This window comes from Streptomyces sp. HmicA12, from assembly GCF_000373565.1.
Classification (GTDB): domain Bacteria; phylum Actinomycetota; class Actinomycetes; order Streptomycetales; family Streptomycetaceae; genus Streptomyces.
Genome location: NZ_KB891852.1, coordinates 45,721 through 65,021, shown reverse-complemented (window position 1 = coordinate 65,021; position 19,301 = coordinate 45,721). Strand labels below are relative to the sequence as shown.

Sequence of the window (19,301 nt, the reverse complement as noted above, 5' to 3'; positions counted from 1 at the left end):
GAGACGACCGTGGACCTGGACCGGACGCGGCAGTCGGCGCGCTTCAACGAAGGCAAGGCCGCCTTCGCCAAGGGCGACCCGTCCGACGGCAGCCCCTACGACGAGTACAGCGCCGACCAGGCCCAGCAGTTCGACGCTCGCTACTGGAAGCAGGGATGGCTCGCCGCGCGCACCGCACGTGAGGCGGCTACGCCCCCAGCAGGGGCCAGCGCAGGACAGTAAGCAGACAGGCACGGCACGGTCCCGGCGGCCAACAGTCCACCCGCCGCCGGAGGTTCCACGCCGTGCCGTCCGCCCCCACGCCCCGCAAGGGCGTGTGCCGAGCGATCTTCGCTGTAACCGGTGTCGTCGACGAAGTCGCCGACCTGATCCTTCCCGGAGCCTTCGCGCACACCCTGGCGACCAGACCCGTCAAGACCGTCTGGCACCACGAGTGGAAGGAGCCGATCGGCGTCGTCCTGGACGTCGCCGAATGGCAGCCCGGCGACCCGCGGTTCGCCGACATCCCGAACTGGCCGGCAGAGGCCGGGGCGCTCGTCGCGACAATCCAGTTCAACCTTCGTACGTCCAAGGGCCGCGACGTGTACGAGCAGGTGCTGCAGTGGCACCAGCACGGCGAAGCACAGTTCTCCATCGGCTACCGCGTCCCGCCCAGCGGCGCCAGCAAGCGGCCCGACGGCGTCCGCGTCATCCGCAAGCTCGACTTGTTCGAGGTCTCCCCGGTCCTCCACGGCGCGCACCCCATGACGCGGAGTTTGGAGGTCAAGGCCGACCCCGGCGCCGTCGAGCTGGAGCACAAGACCACCGCATCCAGCGGCCCCCTGGACGTGAAAGCCGCCGAACAGCAGACAGGCCGCGGCGTCATGGTGGCCCTGTACGTGCCTGGGACCGTCGCTGAACGGATCGCCCGAGCCGACGGCACCGCGGCCCGTGATCTGCACATCACGCTCGCCTACCTCGGCGACGCCGACCAACTGCCCGGCCACCCCGACGACCTGGCGGGCCTCGTCAGCGCAGCCCTCGACGGCTTCGAGCCGCTATCCGGGCAGATCGGCGGCATCGGCCGCTTCCCCGACTCCGGTAACGGCGAGCCCACTTTCGTGCCCGTCGACGTGCCCGGCCTGACCGAACTCCGCACCCGCGTCGTCAACGCCATCGCCCTATCGCCCCTGGGCTCCGCGCTGCGCACCAACCACGGGTACACCCCACACATCACCCTCGGCTACGACCTGCCCGCCGACGTGCCCGCCGTGCCCGCGATCCCCGTCGCGTTCGACACCGTGCACGTCGTCCGCGGCATTGACGCCACCCCTGTACGCCTCACCGGCCCCGCCATTGACACCGTCGACCTGGCACCCGGATTTGCACAATTGGGCAAGAACGATCTTGGTCCGCGTGCGAGCACCGAGGCGAAGACCGCCCGGGCCGCCGTCCTCGAAGCGAAATCGGCACACCCCGCCACCCGCCGCGCCCTCAACCACAAGAGCGCCCGCGTCACCGTCCTCGAAGCGAAGGCCCGCATCACCACAGGAGAAGTTGCCGTGACCCCGATCCAGCCGCTCCCCGCCTCCTACGAGGAGATACGCGACCGCGTCGCGGGCGCCGTACGCCGCCTACTCGCCACCGAGCCAGGCATCTGGACGTGCGTGGAGGCCACCTACCCCGACCGCGTCATCGTCTCCGTGCACCAGGACGGCGGCGAGGAGGCTACGTACGCCGTGTCGTACGACGCGAGCGGCCCCGAAGTCGCCCTCGGCACACCCGAACCCGTCGAACTGACCACCGTCGTCATCCCCGACCGGGGCCCGGCGCGCACCGCCGACGAGGAGGAGACCACCGACAGTCGACTCGTGCAGCCTGCCGTAACCGCCCTGGCCGACGCCACCGCCTGCGTCCGGGCCGCCGACGACGCCGAGCAACTGGAGCCCATCCGCGACCCCCTCGCCGAACTCCTCGCCGCGCTCTCCAAGAAGGGCATGGACGTGCCCGTCGACGACGACGCGGAGACACTGCCCGCCCCGTCGTCCTCGGCCGCGGCCGCCAACGGCATCGACCTGTGGGACGACCCGTACGACGAGCCCCACGACTCGGCCGCCGACACCGACCTGGAGGACCCCGACGACGAGGACGAGGCGCCGGCCACGGACAAGGACACCCCCACCGACGACGACACCGTGCGCCTGGACCCCGACGAGGTGAAGGCCCAACTCGCCGCGATCCAGGTGTGACAGCCGCGATCCAGCGGCACCGCAGGCCGCGGCCGCACCCTCCGGCCCCGCCCCACCGAAACAACAAAACAGCAGGTCAGAGCCCGCGTGCTGCCGCTCCCCGAACCGTCGGGGACGGCAGCACGCGACGTTAACCCCCTCCGGTCTCTCAAATGCCCCGCGTTGTCGGGTCGTCCCGGTGCTGGCCGGGCGAGCGACGCACGTCAACCGCACCCCAGCACACGGGAGAGAGACCCCCGCAATGCCACAGGACAAGTCCCTCATCAAGGGCCTCAAGGCCCAGCTCGCCGAGAAGTCCGCCGAAGCCGAGCGGATCTCGCAGACCTTCAAGGTCGAGGACAACGGCGGCTTCGTCGTCTCCACCGAGCAGGCCAACGCATTCAAGAAGGTCTCCGCCGACGCGATGGAGCTCAAGCAGCTCATCGCCGACGCGGAGGGCATGCACGAGGTCAAGCAGTACCTCGACGCCCCCGACGCCACCCCCGCTGCCGGGCAGCACTACGGGCAGCAGCCGCAGCAGTTCACCGAGGGCAAGAGCCTCGGTGACATGTTCGTCGAGTCCGACGCCTTCAAGCGCGCCTCCGAGGGCGGTTTCCGCGACCGGCCGTACGTCCGCGCGGAGATGGAGGGCAAGTCCATCTTCAGCCTGTCCGCCGGGTCCGTCACCCACCAGACCCTCGGCTCCGCCCAGAACCTGGGCATCTCCGAGCGCGAGTTCCGCAAGTTCCACGTCCGCGACCTGTTCCCCAAGAGCAGCACCAAGCAGGCCGTGCTCTACGGCGCCCGCGAGACCGGCTGGACGAACAACGCCAAGCAGGTCAAGGAGCGCTACGCCGCCGACGGGACGTCCCCGGCGACCGGCGCCGACACCGACACGTGGGGCCGCGCGCCGCGCTCGAAGCTGTCGCTCGTCCCGGTGATGTACCCGGTCGCCGAGATCGCGCACCTCATCGACGCGCACAAGAACATCCTCGCGGACGAACCCAGGCTCAAGACCTTCATCAACTCGCGCATGATCGAGGGCGTGAAGTACCAGGAAGACTGGGACCTCCTGCACAGCGTCGGTGACGGCCAGTCCCTCACCGGCATCTTCAACACCCCGGGTGTCCAGCAGTACAGCGGCCTGTCGACGGACAAGTACAGCGTCCAGATCCGCCGCAGCATCACCAAGGCCCTGCTCGCCGAGTACGACCCGACCGGCATCGTCCTGTCGCCCACCATGTGGGAGCACGTCGAGGTCGAAGAGGACGACACCGGCGCGTTCCGCGTCGCCCTGCAGATCGCGGTCGGCGCGAAGAAGCAAGTCTGGAGGTTGAACGTCGTCGAAACCACGGCGATGGCCGACGAGAACTTCCTCGTCGGCGCGTTCGGCCTCGGCGCCCAGCTCCACGACCGCGAGGCCGTCAGCGTCACCGTCTCCTCCGAGAACGCCGACAACTTCGAGAAGGGCCTCATCACGGTGCGAGCCGATGAACGAGTCGCCTTGGAAGTGCCCCGTCCAGAGTCGTTTGTCATAGGCACGTGGACCCAGCCGACGGGCTGAAGTAGCAGCTAGAAGCCGACTTGAAGGCCGCCCACGCCACGGGGCGGCCTTCTCGTTTCGAGATCACAGACGTGCGAAAGTTGTCGTTGTTTCGTTGACGCTCGACATAGCCGATCTCTACCGTCGAGACACAAGGGACCCCGGCGACGGCGGCAACCGTCCCGGGGCATGGCGATACCTAATCTGGAGGTACTCGCGTGAGTGAGCTTACGCAGAGCAACGCGGATGACCGCAGTCAGCAGCCCGAGAAGTGCAAGGCGCCGAACTGCTCCGACTCCCGCATAGGGCGTCTCGACTGGTGCAACCGCCACTACCAGCGCATCCGACGAAACGGGGATCTCGAGCCCCGCAAGACCGGCCCAAAGCCCAGACTCCCGATGTTGAAGTGCGCGCGGTGCGCGCTCTCCTTCAAGGGAACCGCCCGTCAGGCAACAGCACAGCAAGACGGCCGCCCGGTCTACTGCTCCCGAGGCTGCCAGAAGGCCGCCAACCTCGTTACTTTGCCCTGCGCAGCTTGCGGGGCCGACGTAGTGCGTCGAGCCGTCGACGTGCGCAATGGGAGGACCTTCTGCAACGCAGAATGCCGCAACCGGGCGTCCAAGCCGAGAACCGGCGCGACGAAGGAATGCCTTCAATGCGGCACCGACTTCTACGTCATCAAAGCCCTTGCTGAGACCGCGAGGTACTGCTCGGTTCCCTGCAAGACGGCCGCTGCCCGCAGCCGCCAGGTAACGCGCGAATGCGATCACTGCGGCGAGCAATACACCCGGGCTCCATCCACCATCGGACGCTTCTGCTCAAAGCCCTGCGAACACGCGTTTCGGACAGGCAATGGTGCTGGCTACATCAACGCCGACGGCTACCGCGTCATCTCGCAAGGCAGCGGCAAGTCAGCAAAGGGGGAACATCGGTTGGTCGTTGAACGGCTCCTCGGCCGTCTACTGCTGCCCACCGAAACCGTGCACCACGTCAACGGCGTGAGGCACGACAACCGGGCCGACGGCCCGCTCGCCATGGACGAGCGAGGACGGCTCCGCTCCGGAAATCTCGAACTCTGGTCGCACTCCCACCCCCGAGGGCAGGAGATCGGACCGAAGCTCGACCACGCCCGCAGCTTGCTCGCCTTGTACGGGACACCTGAGGAGCAGGAGAGGTACTCCGAGTACACCCACGTTGTAACTGTTGAAGCCAGGGACGATGCGCCGCAGGACGATTGAGCAGGGTGCGACGTAAGAGTGGGGCGGACCGTACGGTTCGCCCCACTTCTGTTCGTACTGACTTGGAGTTTGCCGGTGACCGAGAAGGAACTCGTCGGGCTCTCCGCCGACCTGGAGGCGCTGACCCGGGCGCCGGGCACACGCAAGGGCCCGCCGTGCACTGTCGGCGGGGTCCTGGCGTCCGTCGACGAGGACACCGCGGCGATGCTCGGCCGCATCCTCGACACCCCCACGGTCACCTCGACCGCCATCGCCGACGTCCTCAGCCAGCACGGTCAGCAGGTGACCTCGTACACCGTGGCCCGCCACCGCCGCCGCGGCGACTCCAACGGATGCCGGTGCCCGCGATGACCCTGACCAGCGACCTGGAATCCCTCCTGCAGCCCGCTCCCGCCGCGCAGACGCAGCCGAGCGAGAACCTCCGCGCTCCGGTCCCGGCGCCGCGCGGCTGGGAGGCAGGGGTGCGCTACGAGCCGGGCGGCACGATGGTCGTCACCGCCCCGGCCGCCGAGAAGCCCGCCAACAGCGAAAACGACTGGCGGGCCCGTGTCGAAGAACTCGGCCTGGTCGTCCCCGAGGGATGGCAGGTCCGGCTCGTCGAGGCCCGGCACGACCCGGCCGCCTGGCACCGCGACGCCCAGGGCGAGGACGCCGTCACCCGACCCGTGTGGCGCTGCCGTTACGTCATCGAGCCCGCCGCCCCGGCCTGGCTGTCCGCGGGCGACGTCGACGCCCTGGTCCGCGACGCGATGCGCCGCCGCCGCAAGCCGCGCACCACCGCGGACACCGCCGAACGCAGCCTCGTGGTCGTCTACGCCGACGCCCAGGCCGGGAAGGTCGGCAGTGGCGGCGGCACCCCCGAACTCGTCGCGCGCGTCGCCGAGCGGTTCGACCGACTCGACGACCACATACGCGACTTGAAGACCATCGGGCAGGACCCCTCCGCCGCGTACTGGCTCGACGCCGGCGACTGCGTCGAGAACTACGAGAACACCGCCCAACAGGCGCAGACCAACGACCTGTCGATGACCGAGATGATCCGGGTACACCGCAGGATCACCTTCGAGGGCCTGGACAGACTCGCCGGTCGCTTCGGGCGGGTCGTCGCAGCGACGTGCGGCTCGAACCACGGCCGGGTGCGCCGCGGCCGCGAAGCCGTCGGCCCGCCCAGCGACGACTGGGGCATCGAGGTCATGTCGCAGATCGCCGACGCCTACGCCCGCAACACCGACGCGTACGGGCACGTCTCCTTCGTCGTGCCGGAGAAGTGGCGCGAGAGCGTGAGCCTCGACATCTCCGGCACCACCGTGGGCCTGGCGCACGGCCACCAGTATTCGCGCCCGGAGAAGGCCGGAGACTGGTGGAGATCCCAGAGCTTCGGCCGTCAGGCCGTCGCGGACGCCTCGATCCTCGTCACCGGGCACTTCCACCACTTCAGGGCCATGCAGCTCGGGAACGGACGCCTGCACGTCCAGGCACCCACGCTCGACAACGGCAGCGACTGGTACACGGCGCGCTCCGGCGAGGTGTCGGCGTCCGGCCTGCTGGTGTTCAGCATCGGCCCGGACGGCTGGGACCACCTGCGGCTGCTGTAGCCGAGCAAGATCGTTCTTGCCCAATTGTGCAAGACCGATCTTGGGGAAGCGTCACGGGTACTGGGTCTCGCACCGCTCCTGAATGGTCGGGGTGGCCTCGGCGACCCCCTCGGTCACGGTCGAACCGTTATTGAACGCCGTGACGGCCTTGCTCGTCGCGATGAAGAAGATGTCCATCTCCGGCGTGCCGAGGTATGCGGCGGCGAACTTGTCCTGGTAGGCGTGGCGCTTCACGCGATCCGCCTCGTCGTCAACTTGGCCGCTGTCGATCCACAGCTTGTTGGCGACCGCCGCGGTGACGGTCTTTGTACACTGCCGCGCTGGGCTGTCTGGTGCGGGAGTCTCGCTACCTTTCCCGACAATCTTCTCGCGCAGTCCGGCCGCGTCCTGCCCCTTTGCCTCGCCGCTGCCATTGCTGCAGGCCGCCGCGCTGAACGCCAGCAACGCCGTTATCAGGCAGGCCAATAGGCGTGGTGCTCTCACGTATCCCCCCTGTGGCGGCCCCCCGGCCGCGCATGTGCACATCATGGCAGGGGGGGGTATAGGCCCGCCCGGCAAATTTCAAGATCATCCTTGCCCAATTGGGCAAACCTCCCGCCGTCGTGGAGTGCGCGACCCAAGCCCGCCTGCTGCCCCATCCTTCCGCGACCACCACGACGAGGAAGGGCACCCATGGGCCTCTACAAGGAGAACGGCACTCGCATCACGAAGGCGGCGTTCCCCGCGGCCGCCGTCACCGACCCCCCGAAGCGGATCACCGAGAACATCTACCAGACCGAGCCGTACGGGCCCGGCGACGGCCGCCCCGAGGGGTCCCGCCGCCACCTCCTCTACGAAGCCGGGGACGTCGTCCCGCAGTCCGTCATCGACCGCCTGTTCACCGCGGCGACCATCGCCACGACCTCCCCGGCAACCGGCCCGGCGGCCGGCGGCACACTCGTCACCATCACCGGCACGGCGCTCGACGGAGTCTCCGCCGTGAACTTCGGCTCCACTGCCGGTACGAGCCTGCAGATCAAGTCAGCCACCCAGCTCACCGTGAAGGCCCCGGCGGGATCGGCCGGAGCCGTCAACGTCGTGCTCGTCGACGACGCGGGCAACATCACCAAGAGCGGCGGCTTCACGTACTCCTGATCGTGACGAAGGCCCGGCGGAGCGTGCGGTCAGCTCCACCGGGCCCTCACGCCCCCCCAGGCGGATCACCCACGATAGGCGCCGCTTTGAGCGCACGGAATGAGAACGCGACACAACGCTGTCCCGCTGTGCAGGGTGCGCCCGATTGGACCCGACCCTGCTGAGGAGCCTTCTTCCATGGCCACTGCCTCCCGCCCCCGCAAGACCGCCGCCAAGCCAGTCGCCGAGGACGTCCCGGCCGCGCCGACCGCCGAAGCAACCGCAACCGCCGAGCCGACCGCCGAGGCGAACGCAGCCCCGGCCGCGCCGGACGCCGCGCCGCTGGAGCCGCCGGTTGTCCACGAGGCGCCCGAGCCCCCGGCGCACCGCCTGTACGTCACCCCTACCGAGGTCATCCCGGACGATGAGAACCTGTCCGACGTCATCCTCGACGACGCCACGGGGCAGCCGCCCGTCGACGTCGACGCCGTGTTCGTGCCGCTGACCCCGCTCGGCTCCACCCTCCAGTGCACCGTCCGCCTGGTCGAGCGCACCTTCCTGGGCCCGCACCGCAACCCGGTCACCCGGCTCCTGCAGCCCAAGGGCGCCGTCGTCTCGGAGGGCATCGCCGCCCGCATCCGTGAGCAGCTCGCCGCGCAGGCCGCCCGCGTCGTCGCCGACAGCAAGTAAGGAGGGACGGGGTGTCGGTCTACGACCACAAACCCATGTGGGCCGGGGCGTTCTGCGACCCGGCCCCTGCCGGCGGCGCCGTGACCCGCCTCGCTCTTTTCTCGACACCGGGCCGCGACGGCGATGCAGCCGCCACGATCGCCACCGCCACCCGGGTACGGGCCGGGGTGTACCGGTTCGAGCTGCCCGACGTCGCACCGGGCCGCTACTGGGGCGTGGTCACCTTCACCCCCTCTGCGTCCGCCCAGCCCGTCACCGACACGTCGGTGCGCCTGGACCTGCCCACCGGTCAGGGCCTGGTCGGCTCGCCCGAGCAGATCGCCGACGCTCTCGGCGTGCCCCTGCCCCTCAGCGACACTCAACGCGCCGCGTACGCCGAGGAGATCCGTACGGCGCAGGCCGACGTCGCCATCTACCTGAACCGGCCGCTCGTGCCCAGCGTGACGACGATCCCCGGCCTCACACCGCGCTGGACCAGCGAACTCGACGACGTCGACACCTGGGGCGGTCTCCGCTTCGACGACGTTGCCGAAGTGCTCTCCTACCGGGCCAACCCGGATGGCACGTACGACGTCGACTTCCTGGTCGGTCTCGACGGAGCCAAGGAGGACGGCGTCGTGCGGTACGTCATCGCGCACGCCGCCGAAGGCATCCGGCAGCGCCCCGACGGCGGAGGCGGGTCCGGGCGCCGAGTCACCTCGGTGAGCGCCGAAGGACAGTCCATCTCCTACGATGCCGCGCCCACCGCCGGGCAGGCCGGAGCCCTGCCGACGCTCGACAGCCTCAAGAGGCTGCGTCGCCTGACCTTCCAGTCCATCGGACGCCCGGCCCACGCACCGTGGCCGTACTCACCCGGCCGTACGCGCCGCTGGTACTAGGAGGCAGTGATGGCGGTGGTCCTGGCAGACCGGCAACTGACGGTCCGCGTCCTCGATCACCCGTGGGCGCGTGACGCCAACGGGGTCCCCATACCACCGGACCCGAACCAGAAGCCCGCGGCGCGCGGCACCTGGCCCGGGGCCGCGCTGGAGCAGCAGGACGGTTCATGGTCCCTGCGCCTGGACCCGGCCGCGTGGCCGGTCGAGCCCGGCGACACCGTGGAGGACGAGACCGGGATGACGTGGACGATCACCACGGCCCGGGTGCACCGTGTGCCCGGCGTCCCGGCCGTCGACTACGTCCAGGCCACCGCCACCCTCAATCCGCCCGAGGTGCCGTGATGGCGAAGTTCCACCCCAACCCCGGCCTGGAAGCGGCGCTCGCTCGGATGATCGCCCCGCACGTGCAGCGGATCGCCCACCAGGTCGAGGTCGAGGCGAAGCGGCTCGCCCCGCCCACGAAGCGATGGGTCACCGTCGCCGACGACAAGGTGCGCCCCACGCACGTGGAAGCGCAGGGGCAGGTCGTGCCGGACAACTTGCGCTTCACGATCAACTCCATGGAATGGGACCGCAAGCACCGCGGCGTAGGCCCCAACACGTACATGCGAGTGCCCCGGGACCATTCCTCGCGCGCCGTCGCGAATATCAAGCACTGCCGGTGCAGTACGACCATCGACCCGGACGGCATCGCCCGGAACATCACCACCGGGCAGTCGATCATCACCGGGAAGAAGGTCACCGTGACGGTGTCCGTACGTGCCCCGATGGTCGTCGAGGCGGAAGTCGGCACGGTCTACCCCGGGAACCTGATCGCCGAGGGAACTCACTTCATGGCCCGCGCTGCCGCGGCCGTTGCCGTCCGAAGGTGACCCGCAGCCCCGAAAGGGGGGCGACTGGTAGTCACCTCCTCTGCGACAGGCCGCGACACAAGACGTTCCGGCTCCTCACAGTGCGCGGCATGACAACCAAGAGCACCGCCAAGAGCGCACCCGACACCGCGGCGGAGGTCGCCCCCTCCGACGAAGTGAAGACGGTCAACGTCACCACCCACATCGGCGCCACGATGGAGACGATCAAGCTGTCCCACCACCTCAACATCGAGGGCACCAGCTTCGCGCCCGGCGACAAGATCCGCGTGCCGGCCGACTACGCGCGCCGCCTGCGCCGCTCCGGCTACGTCGCCCGCACCTGATGGCCGACGCCTTCGCCGACGCCGACCCGGTCTCGGCGGTCCTGGCCTGGCTGCAGGCCCACCAGAGCGTGGCCGAGGCCCTGGGCGGGCCCGGCCGCGTCTCCGGGATCTCCGAAGCGCCCTGGCCCCACCTCCTCGTCGGGCACGGCTCCGGCGGCGACTTGCGCACCCTCACCTGGGCGACCGAGCCCGAGGTGACGCTGGAGGTGTACGGCGACCCCGGCGGCTGGCCCGGCAAGGCCGAGCTGCGCCGCATCATCCTCACGTGCGCAGCCGCGGCCACTGGGATACCCGAAGCACCTCAGCAGCTCGACCAGCCCGTGATCAGCGGCGTCCGCCCCTCCGGCACCCTCCTGTGGTCCCCGCTCGTCGACGGCCAGCCCCGCTGGATCCTCGGGCTGCTCGTCACCATCCACCCCTGAGGTGCTGTGTCAATGGCTTGGAGTCAAGGCCCATTCCTAAACCGGCACGATGTCTGATCGGTCCAGGGTCGGGTCGCTGCGGACCCGGTAGAGACCCGGGCTCACCTCATCGGACTGCTCGAAGACAACCGATTCCAACTCGGCAGGCCATTCCGTTCGCTCGTCCCAAGTTGCTCCCGGCGGAAGACGCATGTTCCTGGCACGTCGGAGACGGGTTCCGGTCAGATTCGCGCTACGCAGAGCAAGGTGGGCCAGATCCGTGGCGGTCAGATCCGCGCCCTTCAGGTTCGCGAGGACCATCACTGTGTCGTTCAGGTTCGCGCCGTTCAGGTTCGCGCCATCCAGGTTCGCGCGGAGTAGGTTCGCACCGCTCAGATCCGCGCCGCTCAGGTCCGCGCCGCTCAGGTCCGCGGCTCGCAGCTCCGCGTGGCTCAGGTTCGAGCCTCTCAGTGTGGCGCCGCGCATGTGAACAGAGGTGCGCTCCAGGGGCTCGCCAGACCTGGTCGATTTCACGCCGCTCAGATCCGCACCGTTCAGGTTCGCGCCGTTCAGGATTGTGTGCCGCAGGTTTGCGCGGATCAGGGTTGCATTGCTCAGGTCCGCGCGGATCAACCTCGCATAACCCAGCTTCGCGTTGCGTAGGTTCGCATGCGTGAGGTTCGCGCCGTTCAGGTTCGCGCTGTGCACGTCTGCGCCATGCAGGTTCGCGCGGGTCAGGTCCGCACCGCTCAGGTCCGCCCACCGCAGGTCCAGAGGGACGGGGCGATCTCCGGGTGGGTCTGTGAGGTGCGCGGCTTCGGGGACTGGGGCTAGGGGCGTCTGATCTGCGCACTCCGTGATGGCCCGAGCTGTTTCGTCGATCGCCGAGGGGAGGGCGTCGGGGCATGCGAGGTAGAGCAGCCCGCGCAGGGCCGCGGCGTGAGCTTCACGTTCGGCGTGAGTCACCACGCCTCCAGGGTAGGCTGAGAAGTCACAGGATCTCCCGCCCTTGTCTCTTGACGCAGATGGGACAGCGGTAGTCCGGCAACGTGTGCAGCGCAAGTAGAAGCTGGACGGCTTCGTTTTCGGCCCGGCGAATGATCCCCTTGATATCGGTCTGTGCAGGTGTGGCCGCCGCCATGATCACCTCGATCAGCTGAGTGAAATGCCTCTCTGCCCCATTCCAGTCCGGGGCGGAATTCGCGGCAGAGGCTGGGCCGTGACGATCGCCGAACGCTCGAACTGCACCCTTGACGGCCTCGTTGCCCCGCTCGTACACCTCATGCAGGGAGATCAACAGTCGTCCCCCGACGTCGCGGGCGGGCCGGGCCGTTCGGCAAGGCGGCGTAGCTCGTTAATAACGTCGCGTAGTTCCCGTGAACGATGCGCTTGGATCTGTTCGGTAATGACGTACCCCGCCGCCGCTCCCACAACTGCGGGGATCGCGGCCCAACCGGCCAGCGACAGCGGCCACGCACACCACTGAGGGTGGACAGCCGCAGGCGAGGTGATCCCTATGAGTAACTCATAGGCGCCGGCCCACCCGATCAGAAACCCGTTGAGTAGGTACAGCACCCCGGAGATCCCTAGGAGTAGGGTGCCTCGACTGAGTAGCCAGTAGCCGAACCGAGGCAGGGCGTGCCGATCAGCCCACCGCGCCCGTAGGCGCTGCCGCAGAGCAGGGCGCGGGGGGCCGCCTGGTGGCGGGGAGGCTGCTGTGGACACCCTGATCACGGTAGAGGCCGAACAGCCCGTACGGGAGGCGAAGGGTCAACTCCGAGGCGGAAATCGACCCTGAGCACGCGACGTTAGCTTCCTGCTCTCCTCAAGGTTCTGGTGCCCCCGATCACCGGACCCCAGGGAGAAGCCCTTCATGGCGAACGAGACCGCCAACAACAACGAGATCGTCATCCCGTCGATCACCCGCGTCTGGCTCGCCGAGGTCGGCACCACCGCGCCGGCCGACGCGACCTCGCCGATGCCCGAAGGGTGGTGGGCCGTGGGGCTCACCACAGAGGACAGCCTCAAGTTCAACTCCGAGCCCAACTTCGAGCAAGTCAAGAGCGCCCAGTCCTCCTACCCCACCCGTACGTTCCAGACGTCGGACGCCGCGACGATCGAGGTCGACCTGCAGCAGTGGTCCGGCCGGAACTTCCAGGCCGTGTACGGCGGCGGTGAGATCACCGTGGCCGGGCAGACCGGCGTGAAGCACTACAAGTTCACGCCGCCGCGCATCGGATCGCGCACCGAGATCGCCGCGTGCATCGAGGTCATCGATGGCGGCAAGCACTACCGCTACCCCATCCCGCGCACGATGCAGATGGAAGGCGTGTCCAAGGACCTCGCCAAGACGAAGGAGGCCATCCTGCCGCTGCGCCTGGCCGTCCAGGGCGGCGACGACACCGACGCCTGGTACGTGATCACGGACGACCCGGCGTTCGCCCCGGTGGCCGCCTGACCTCTCGTCGCGGCAGCGCGCGACGCAACCCCTACGGGCTTGCGAGTGTCCGCGCGCTGCCGCACTCCGCGACTCAGCTACGCACACACGAGAGGCCACCCACCATGTCGTTCGTCATCGACCTGGACGCCGAGCGCCGTGAGGTCCAGTACCCCAACGGCATCCCCGTCCTCTTCGGCGGAGAACAGTTCCTGTTCCCGGCGGAGCTGCCTGCCGAGGCCCTGGACCCGATCCTGTCCGACGAGCTCGACCTGACCGGCCTCCTCATGGAGATCGTGGGGTCGGCCGACGGTGACGGCGACGCCGGGTACCGGGAGATCGTCAACGCCCTGTTCCGGCGCCCCAAGCTGCCGCGCCGGTTCCTGGGCGCCGTACGCGACGTGTACGCCATCCTCCTGGGCGACGAGCAGTACGACGAGTTCCTCAAGGCCCGCCCGTCCATTGGCGACTACGTCCGCCTGACGACCGGCCTCGCGCGGGTCTACGGAGTTGAGCTGGGAAAGCTCTTTCGGTCGGCCGGCTCCTCCAACACCGATGGAGCGACGTCGAGTCCGACCTCAGCCGATTCCACGGAATCGACGCCCGACGAGTCTGGCTCCGCCCCGGCGAGCCCGGGTTCCTCGGACTCCGACGCCTGACCGTCCTTCTCGACGGTCTGCCGGAGGACTCCCGCGTCCGCTCCGCCCCCGTGCAGGGGTGGACGACGTCACTGGAGCTGCTGGCCCTGGCCATTGAGGAGATCGGGCTACTCGCCGCGGAGAAGCGGCGCGAGGAGCCCATCGTCATCGTCCGCCCCAAGCGCTCCCAGACGCCCGGACGGACTCGCTCCAACCGCCCGGCGCGGCAGCCGAATCCGGCTCCGCAGCCAGCGGCACCCCGCATGACCGGCCATCACGCGATGCTCGCGGCCGCCATGCAGAGAGGAATGATCCGCCGTGGCTGAGGGCCTGCAGGCCGGCCGCCTCGACGTCCCGGTCATCGCCGATCTGGCGGGCTTCGCCGCGAAGCTCCGCACGGAGGTCGAGACGGCCGCCGAGGGCCTCGCCGCGAAGATCAAGGTCGAGATCGACGGCAAGGGGCTCCGGCGGCGCCTCAAGGACGTCGTCAAGGAGGCCTCCAAGGGCGTCACCTCCACCGTCAAGGTCAAGGTCGACGAGGAACGCTTCCGGGCCGAACTCGACGGCATACGGCGGCGCCTCGACGACGCCGGCCTACGCGTCCCCGTCCGCACCGACGGGGACGGCGACAGCAGCCGTCGAGGCGGCCTCCTGGGCGGCCTGCGGGACCTGATCAGCGGGGCGCAGGGCGAGGCCGACCGGACACCGGTCAACGTGCCGGTACGGATGAACCTGCCCGGCGGCGGCCGCGGCTCGCTGCGGATGCTCGGCATCGGCGCGATCGTCTCCCTCCTGCAGCCCGCAGTCGCCCTCATCGGGCAGTACGGCGCGGGCCTGACCGCGCTGGTCTCCGCGGCCGCCCCCGCCGTCGGCGTCCTCGGCGCGATACCCGGACTGATCACTGCGGCGGGCACAGCCGCGATCAGCACCAAGGTCGCGTTCGCCGGGTTCGGGGAAGCTCTCAAACAGTCGCTGAAGGCGCAGCAGCAGCTCGCCGACGGCAGCAAGCTGACCAAGGCCGAACAGCAGAAGCTCGACCAGGCCGTCGGCAACCTCTCCAAGTCCGCCCAGAAGTCGGTCCGCACCGTCACGGAGCTGTCCGGCGCCTGGAAGGACGTCCGCAAATCCGTGCAGGAACGTTTCTTCTCACGGATCGCGGGCGAGATCAAGCCGCTCAGCAACGCGGTCCTGCCCCTGTTCAAGGGCGCCCTGTCCAGCACGTCGGACGCCATGGGACTGCTCGCGCAGCGCGGCGCGAAGGCGATGCAGTCCGGCCCGTTCAAGGCGGGCTTCCAGAAGGTCGCCACGACCAACGCCCGGCTCATGGGCAACATGAGCGACGGGGTGTCGAACCTGGCGGTGGCGGCCGGGCACTTCCTCGTCGCCGCGGGCCCGTTCACCGAGCGGGTCGGCCGGGCGGGCGAGCGGTTCACCCAGTACGTCCGGTCGTCCGCTCAGGCGGGCCGGGAAACCGGCAGCCTCGCCACGTTCCTGGACCACGCCGGAGACAAGGCCGCTCAGCTCGGCCGCACCACCGGCTCCCTGATCCATGGGCTCGGTGGGGTCGGCAAGGCCGCCATGGAGACCGGCAATGCGCTGCTCGACGGCCTGGAGGGCAGCGCGCTTCGGTTCGAGCGGTGGGCGAAGTCCGGTGTTGGCCAGAGGGCCATGAAGGACTTCTTCAGCGACGCAGAACCCGCGTTCCACGAGGTCAACCTCCTCTTCGGTGACCTCATGCGCGGGATGGGCCGGTCGATGAAGGACGGCGGCATCACCGACCTGGTCCGCCAGATCCGAGTCGAGCTGGTGCCGGCGCTCGGCACGTTCTTCAACGCGCTGGGAAAAGACGTCGGCCCCGCGGTCATATCCGTAATCTCCAACATCGCCACGGCCATCGGGCACGTGTCCGAAGCAGGGTCCGGGCTCGGGGTCCTCCTCGTGGCCTTCAGCGGGCTGCTGAACATCTTCAACTCGCTGATGAGCGTGGTCCCCGGCGCGAACACCGCACTGGCCGTGCTCCTGGGCACGATGCTCGCCCTAAAGGTCGTCACCGCAGTCGGGAACGCCCTGCGGTCTTTCGGCACGTCCGTCGCCGCCGCGGGGACCTCTGTCCGCGGGCTCGGCACGACGATGGCCGGGACCACGACCGCCGCCGGAGGCCACCTCAGCCTCTGGGGACGCATGTCCGGCGTCTACAGCCGGGTCTCGCAGCAGGGCAACCGCCTGACCGGCACGCTGCGCGGGATCGGCGCCGCGAACGCCGTCGCCTCGCGCGCCATCGGCGGCATCACCTCTGCGCTCGGCGGCCCGCTCGGTATCGCGATAGCCGGAGTCACCATCGGGCTCGGTCTACTCGCCTCCAAGCAGGAGGCCGCCGCCCGCGCCGCGCAGGCCCACAAGGAACGCGTGAAGTCGCTGACGGACGCCCTGACCGACTCCGGGGGCGCCATCGACGCGAACGTGCGCGCTCAGGCGTACCAGGTCCTCAAGAACACCGAACTCGCCGACGGTCAGGGCAACCTCATCGACGTCATGAAGGAGGCGGGTGTCGGGGTCGGCACCCTGACCGACGCCTACCTGGAGCAGGGCGGGAGCGTCGGCGGCCTGCAGAAGGACCTCATGAAGCTGGCCGAGGCGAACAAGGAGTACGTCGAGCACGGCCGCGACATGTACGTCCTCGACTACACCGACCAGGGCAAGAAGTACAAGGCCGCGGCTGACGCCCTGGGTGGCCTGAACGGCAACATCAAGGAGTCCAAGAAGAACGCCGACGAGCAGCGCGAAGCGCTGGAAGGCGCCGGGAATGCGGGGGCCACCAGCTTCGACCGACTTAAGTCGTCGATGACTCTCTTCAACGCCGAGACCGGTACCGCCGACCAGCGTGTGACCGCCCTGAAGTCGGCGCTCGATGCGCTCTCCGGCAACACCGAGTCCGTGCACGACGCGACCGCGCAAATGAACCAGGCGATCCTCGGCGCCAAGGATGCGATGGGGCAGGAGATCGCGAAGACGGAGGGCTGGGGCAAGGCCCTCATCGACGCGTCCGGGCAGGTGGACACCTCCACGAAGAACGGTCTCGCCTTCAACTCGCAGCTCCAGTCGATCCGAGACGGCATGCTCGGCGTGGTGGCGTCCGCGAAGCAGGCGGAGAGCGACGGCTTCATGACCATGTCGCAGGCCATGTACACCAGTTCCCAGGCCGCGAGCCGCAGCCGGCAGAGCGTCCTCGACCTGGCCGCCGCTTACGGCATCCCGAAGGCCGAAGCGAAGCAGCTCGCCGACCAGCTCGGTCTGGTCCCCGACGTCATCGAGTCGACCGTTTCCCTCAAGGGCGGCGACGCCGTGGACGTCGAAGTCGCCAGCATCATCGGCCGCTTGTCCTCCATGAAGGACAAGACGATCCGGGTCACCGCGCCCTCGGACGCGGCGCGCGCACAGCTGGAGGCCCTCGGCATCACGGTGCAGCGCGTGCCCGGCACGAAGGACCTCGTTCTCACTGCGAAGACGAAGACGGCCCGGGACAACCTCGCAGCCGTCAAGAGCGACATGAACAGCGTGCCCGGCGGCAAGAAGCTGACGGTCGACGCGGTCGTGAAGAAGGCGACCGGTGATCTCAAGGGTGTCCAGTCGTCGGTCAAGAACCTCAAGGGCAAGTCGGTAGAGATCAAGGCGCCGACGAAGACCGCGCAGGCCGCGCTCAAGGACCTTGGGTTCAAGATCAAGGACGTCGACAAGGGCGGCAAGCGCGTAAAGATCACCGTGCCGACCGGCTCACCGAAGGCGAACGTGGCCGCGATCCAGGGCGCCATTGACCGGCTCAAGGGCAAGACGGTCAACGTCGTCGTGAACTGGTCCGCCAAGGGCAAGGGCGCCGCGCTGTCCAAGGCGGACGGCGGGATCATTCAGTACGCCAACGGCGGTATTCGGCGCGCCGCGAGCCGCGTCCAGGCGTTCGCGAATGGCGCCGAGAACCACATCGCGCAGATCGGCAGGCCCGGTGACCTGCGCATATGGAATGAGCCGGAGACTCAGGGCGAGGCTTACCTCCCTTTGGCCAAGGCGAAGCGGCAGCGGTCCGAGGAGATCCTCGACTGGGTCGCCCGCTACTTCGGCGGCATGGTCGTCTACCCCGGGCGCGCGCTGCAGCAGTACGCCAACGGCGGTGTGCGCTCGACGAGTCCGGCCTCCAGCAGCCGTACCGCCACCACGCAGCAGGCGACGGCCGCGCTCGTCGGCGGCGACCTGAACCTGACGATGACCAGCCAGCCCACGACCCCGGGCGAGGCCCTCAACGACGCTCTGTTCGAGCTGCGTCGCATGCGCCGGGGCGGCGTGTATGTGTAGGAGAGGAGCGGCCGCATGGCGCTAGCAGAGGGCGAGTGGAACCTGTCCTACTCGGCGAACGGAGTACTGCCCGCAGCCAGTTTCACGTTCGGCACGTTCGACACCGGCTACTGGCTGATCGAGCCGTACGAGATCACGTACGCCGACCCGGATGTTGGCGACGCCGCGATGCCGCGCGAGGACAACACGCGCTTCGGTGAGGACTACCGCGGGCAGGCCACCCTGACGTTCGAGGTCGGTGTCGACACTGTCGATGCCGCATCCACACAGCGTGGGCGGCACGGCGCGAACCTGGACGCCGTGTCCGTGATGATGCAAGCGTGGGACGGCGAGGCCGTACGCAAGCGGGTGGCGACGCCGGCCGTGCTGCGCACCACGCAGGGCGGCCGCGCGCGCCGCTTCTACGGCAGGCCCCGCAAGGCCGCACCCGCGGGCTCCAAGCTCACCTGGCACGGGTACACGCCGGTCGTCGCGACGTTCGTGTGCGTGGACCGGACGGCGTACGACGACACCGAGAAGTCGATCCGTGTGGACCTGGTTCCGCCGCCGCACCGGGGCCTGGTCGGGCCGCTCAAGGAACCGCTGTCGATGACAGGTGAGGGGTCCTCCCTCAAGCCGGGCGCCGTCGTCATCGGCGGGCAGCGCCCCACGTGGCCGGTCATCCGGATCTACGGACCGATCTCGTCTCCGGCGTGCGAGGTGGCGGGGAGTTGGAAGGTGGAGCTGTCCGGGCTGTCGCTCGCTGCCGGGCAGTACGTGACGATCGACCCCCGGCCGTGGGCGCGCACGGTGGTCCGCAACAGCGGCGCGTCGGTGGCCGGGCAGTTGACCCGGGCGTCGCCGCGGCTGCGCGATCTGCGGCTCCCGATCGGCCGCCACGACTTCATCCTGCGCGGCACGGACCCGACGGGCAATGCGTACATGACGGTGGCGTGGCGGGACGCGTACTCGTACCTGTAAACCAAGATCGTTCTTGCCCAATTGTGCAAGGGCGATCTTGAACGCCGGGAGCGCGCGACACT

Annotated in this window: 21 protein-coding genes; 17 read left to right on the top strand and 4 right to left on the bottom strand. The window is 69.1% G+C overall.

The features are described 5' to 3' along the window. Positions 1-9: 9 nt before the first annotated feature. The 6 genes from B072_RS0140970 to B072_RS0140945 all read left to right on the top strand — a co-directional run bounded on the left by B072_RS0140970 (position 10) and on the right by B072_RS0140945 (position 6,583). Positions 10-222, top strand: a complete 213-nt coding sequence (locus B072_RS0140970; RefSeq protein ID WP_018535812.1) for a hypothetical protein — start codon at positions 10-12, stop codon at positions 220-222. Positions 223-284: 62 nt separating this feature from the next. Continuing rightward, positions 285-2,228 (top strand): 2'-5' RNA ligase family protein, encoded by a 1,944-nt coding sequence (locus tag B072_RS45870; protein ID WP_018535811.1) that lies wholly within the window; start codon positions 285-287, stop codon positions 2,226-2,228. Positions 2,229-2,469: 241 nt separating this feature from the next. Beyond that, a complete protein-coding gene (locus B072_RS0140960) occupies positions 2,470-3,771 on the top strand; it encodes a phage major capsid protein (protein ID WP_018535810.1) in 1,302 nt (433 codons plus the stop codon). Positions 3,772-3,968: 197 nt separating this feature from the next. Next, positions 3,969-4,988 carry a hypothetical protein gene (locus B072_RS48505; RefSeq protein WP_158689308.1) on the top strand — a complete coding sequence of 340 codons (1,020 nt, stop codon included), beginning with the start codon at positions 3,969-3,971 and terminating at the stop codon, positions 4,986-4,988. 75 nt (positions 4,989-5,063) lie between these two features. Then, positions 5,064-5,339, top strand: a complete 276-nt coding sequence (locus B072_RS0140950) for a hypothetical protein (RefSeq protein ID WP_018535808.1) — start codon at positions 5,064-5,066, stop codon at positions 5,337-5,339. Beyond that, on the top strand, positions 5,336-6,583 hold the full coding sequence (locus B072_RS0140945) for a hypothetical protein (protein WP_106433042.1): 1,248 nt from the start codon (positions 5,336-5,338) through the stop codon (positions 6,581-6,583). The genes B072_RS0140950 and B072_RS0140945 overlap by 4 nt, the downstream gene beginning before the upstream one ends. Before the next feature lie 51 nt (positions 6,584-6,634). On the opposite strand, the gene B072_RS0140940 is transcribed toward B072_RS0140945, so the two are convergent. Then, positions 6,635-7,066: a hypothetical protein gene (locus B072_RS0140940; protein ID WP_158689307.1), complete on the bottom strand. Its 432-nt coding sequence runs from the start codon at positions 7,064-7,066 to the stop codon at positions 6,635-6,637. 189 nt (positions 7,067-7,255) lie between these two features. Here B072_RS0140940 and B072_RS0140935 point away from each other — a divergent pair, with 189 nt between their 5' ends. From B072_RS0140935 to B072_RS0140905, 7 genes are all read left to right on the top strand, one after another. Beyond that, positions 7,256-7,717, top strand: coding sequence for an IPT/TIG domain-containing protein (locus tag B072_RS0140935; protein WP_018535805.1), 462 nt, complete (start codon positions 7,256-7,258; stop codon positions 7,715-7,717). Between the two features lie 177 nt (positions 7,718-7,894). Continuing rightward, positions 7,895-8,386: a hypothetical protein gene (locus B072_RS0140930; RefSeq protein WP_018535804.1), complete on the top strand. Its 492-nt coding sequence runs from the start codon at positions 7,895-7,897 to the stop codon at positions 8,384-8,386. Positions 8,387-8,397: 11 nt separating this feature from the next. Next, positions 8,398-9,264 (top strand): hypothetical protein, encoded by an 867-nt coding sequence (locus tag B072_RS0140925; protein WP_018535803.1) that lies wholly within the window; start codon positions 8,398-8,400, stop codon positions 9,262-9,264. Positions 9,265-9,273: 9 nt separating this feature from the next. Further along, the gene (locus B072_RS0140920) at positions 9,274-9,606 is read left to right on the top strand and encodes a hypothetical protein (protein WP_018535802.1); all 333 of its coding nucleotides are present in this window, start codon (positions 9,274-9,276) and stop codon (positions 9,604-9,606) included. Next, positions 9,606-10,136: a hypothetical protein gene (locus tag B072_RS0140915; RefSeq protein WP_018535801.1), complete on the top strand. Its 531-nt coding sequence runs from the start codon at positions 9,606-9,608 to the stop codon at positions 10,134-10,136. Before B072_RS0140920 ends, B072_RS0140915 begins: the two co-directional genes overlap by 1 nt. Positions 10,137-10,225: 89 nt before the next feature. Then, positions 10,226-10,459 carry a hypothetical protein gene (locus B072_RS0140910; RefSeq protein WP_018535800.1) on the top strand — a complete coding sequence of 78 codons (234 nt, stop codon included), beginning with the start codon at positions 10,226-10,228 and terminating at the stop codon, positions 10,457-10,459. Further along, entirely contained in the window at positions 10,459-10,881 is a 423-nt protein-coding gene (locus B072_RS0140905; protein WP_018535799.1) for a hypothetical protein, read from the top strand. The genes B072_RS0140910 and B072_RS0140905 overlap by 1 nt, the downstream gene beginning before the upstream one ends. 36 nt (positions 10,882-10,917) lie before the next feature. Here B072_RS0140905 and B072_RS45190 read toward each other — a convergent pair whose 3' ends face one another. From B072_RS45190 to B072_RS50055, 3 genes are read right to left on the bottom strand one after another with little or no spacing between them, the layout of a single operon-like run. Beyond that, positions 10,918-11,829: a pentapeptide repeat-containing protein gene (locus tag B072_RS45190; protein ID WP_158689306.1), complete on the bottom strand. Its 912-nt coding sequence runs from the start codon at positions 11,827-11,829 to the stop codon at positions 10,918-10,920. Positions 11,830-11,851: 22 nt separating this feature from the next. After that, positions 11,852-12,157: a hypothetical protein gene (locus B072_RS48500; protein WP_018535797.1), complete on the bottom strand. Its 306-nt coding sequence runs from the start codon at positions 12,155-12,157 to the stop codon at positions 11,852-11,854. Beyond that, on the bottom strand, positions 12,154-12,585 hold the full coding sequence (locus B072_RS50055) for a DUF6313 family protein (RefSeq protein WP_420707621.1): 432 nt from the start codon (positions 12,583-12,585) through the stop codon (positions 12,154-12,156). Before B072_RS50055 ends, B072_RS48500 begins: the two co-directional genes overlap by 4 nt. A gap of 148 nt (positions 12,586-12,733) precedes the next feature. On the opposite strand from B072_RS50055, the gene B072_RS0140890 reads away from it, so the two are divergent. The 4 genes from B072_RS0140890 (at position 12,734) to B072_RS0140870 (ending at position 19,239) form a co-directional block, all read left to right on the top strand. Beyond that, complete coding sequence (locus B072_RS0140890) at positions 12,734-13,318, top strand: hypothetical protein (RefSeq protein ID WP_018535796.1); 585 nt, start codon at positions 12,734-12,736, stop codon at positions 13,316-13,318. Positions 13,319-13,422: 104 nt separating this feature from the next. Further along, complete coding sequence (locus tag B072_RS0140885; RefSeq protein ID WP_018535795.1) at positions 13,423-13,956, top strand: hypothetical protein; 534 nt, start codon at positions 13,423-13,425, stop codon at positions 13,954-13,956. Between the two features lie 297 nt (positions 13,957-14,253). Then, a complete protein-coding gene (locus B072_RS0140875) occupies positions 14,254-18,279 on the top strand; it encodes a hypothetical protein (protein WP_018535793.1) in 4,026 nt (1,341 codons plus the stop codon). A gap of 15 nt (positions 18,280-18,294) precedes the next feature. Further along, on the top strand, positions 18,295-19,239 hold the full coding sequence (locus B072_RS0140870) for a hypothetical protein (protein ID WP_018535792.1): 945 nt from the start codon (positions 18,295-18,297) through the stop codon (positions 19,237-19,239). Positions 19,240-19,301: the final 62 nt, after the last annotated feature.

Excerpts from the sequence above, each read along its gene's own strand:
- B072_RS0140890 (WP_018535796.1), top strand. The coding sequence starts at position 12,734 with ATGGCGAACGAGACCGCCAACAACAACGAGATCGTCATCCCGTCGATC.
- B072_RS0140885 (WP_018535795.1), top strand. The coding sequence starts at position 13,423 with ATGTCGTTCGTCATCGACCTGGACGCCGAGCGCCGTGAGGTCCAGTAC.
- B072_RS0140915 (WP_018535801.1), top strand. The coding sequence starts at position 9,606 with ATGGCGAAGTTCCACCCCAACCCCGGCCTGGAAGCGGCGCTCGCTCGG.
- B072_RS0140960 (WP_018535810.1), top strand. The coding sequence starts at position 2,470 with ATGCCACAGGACAAGTCCCTCATCAAGGGCCTCAAGGCCCAGCTCGCC.
- B072_RS0140930 (WP_018535804.1), top strand. The coding sequence starts at position 7,895 with ATGGCCACTGCCTCCCGCCCCCGCAAGACCGCCGCCAAGCCAGTCGCC.
- B072_RS0140945 (WP_106433042.1), top strand. The coding sequence starts at position 5,336 with ATGACCCTGACCAGCGACCTGGAATCCCTCCTGCAGCCCGCTCCCGCC.
- B072_RS0140935 (WP_018535805.1), top strand. The coding sequence starts at position 7,256 with ATGGGCCTCTACAAGGAGAACGGCACTCGCATCACGAAGGCGGCGTTC.
- B072_RS0140905 (WP_018535799.1), top strand. The coding sequence starts at position 10,459 with ATGGCCGACGCCTTCGCCGACGCCGACCCGGTCTCGGCGGTCCTGGCC.
- B072_RS0140870 (WP_018535792.1), top strand. The coding sequence starts at position 18,295 with ATGGCGCTAGCAGAGGGCGAGTGGAACCTGTCCTACTCGGCGAACGGA.
- B072_RS0140910 (WP_018535800.1), top strand. The coding sequence starts at position 10,226 with ATGACAACCAAGAGCACCGCCAAGAGCGCACCCGACACCGCGGCGGAG.
- B072_RS0140920 (WP_018535802.1), top strand. The coding sequence starts at position 9,274 with ATGGCGGTGGTCCTGGCAGACCGGCAACTGACGGTCCGCGTCCTCGAT.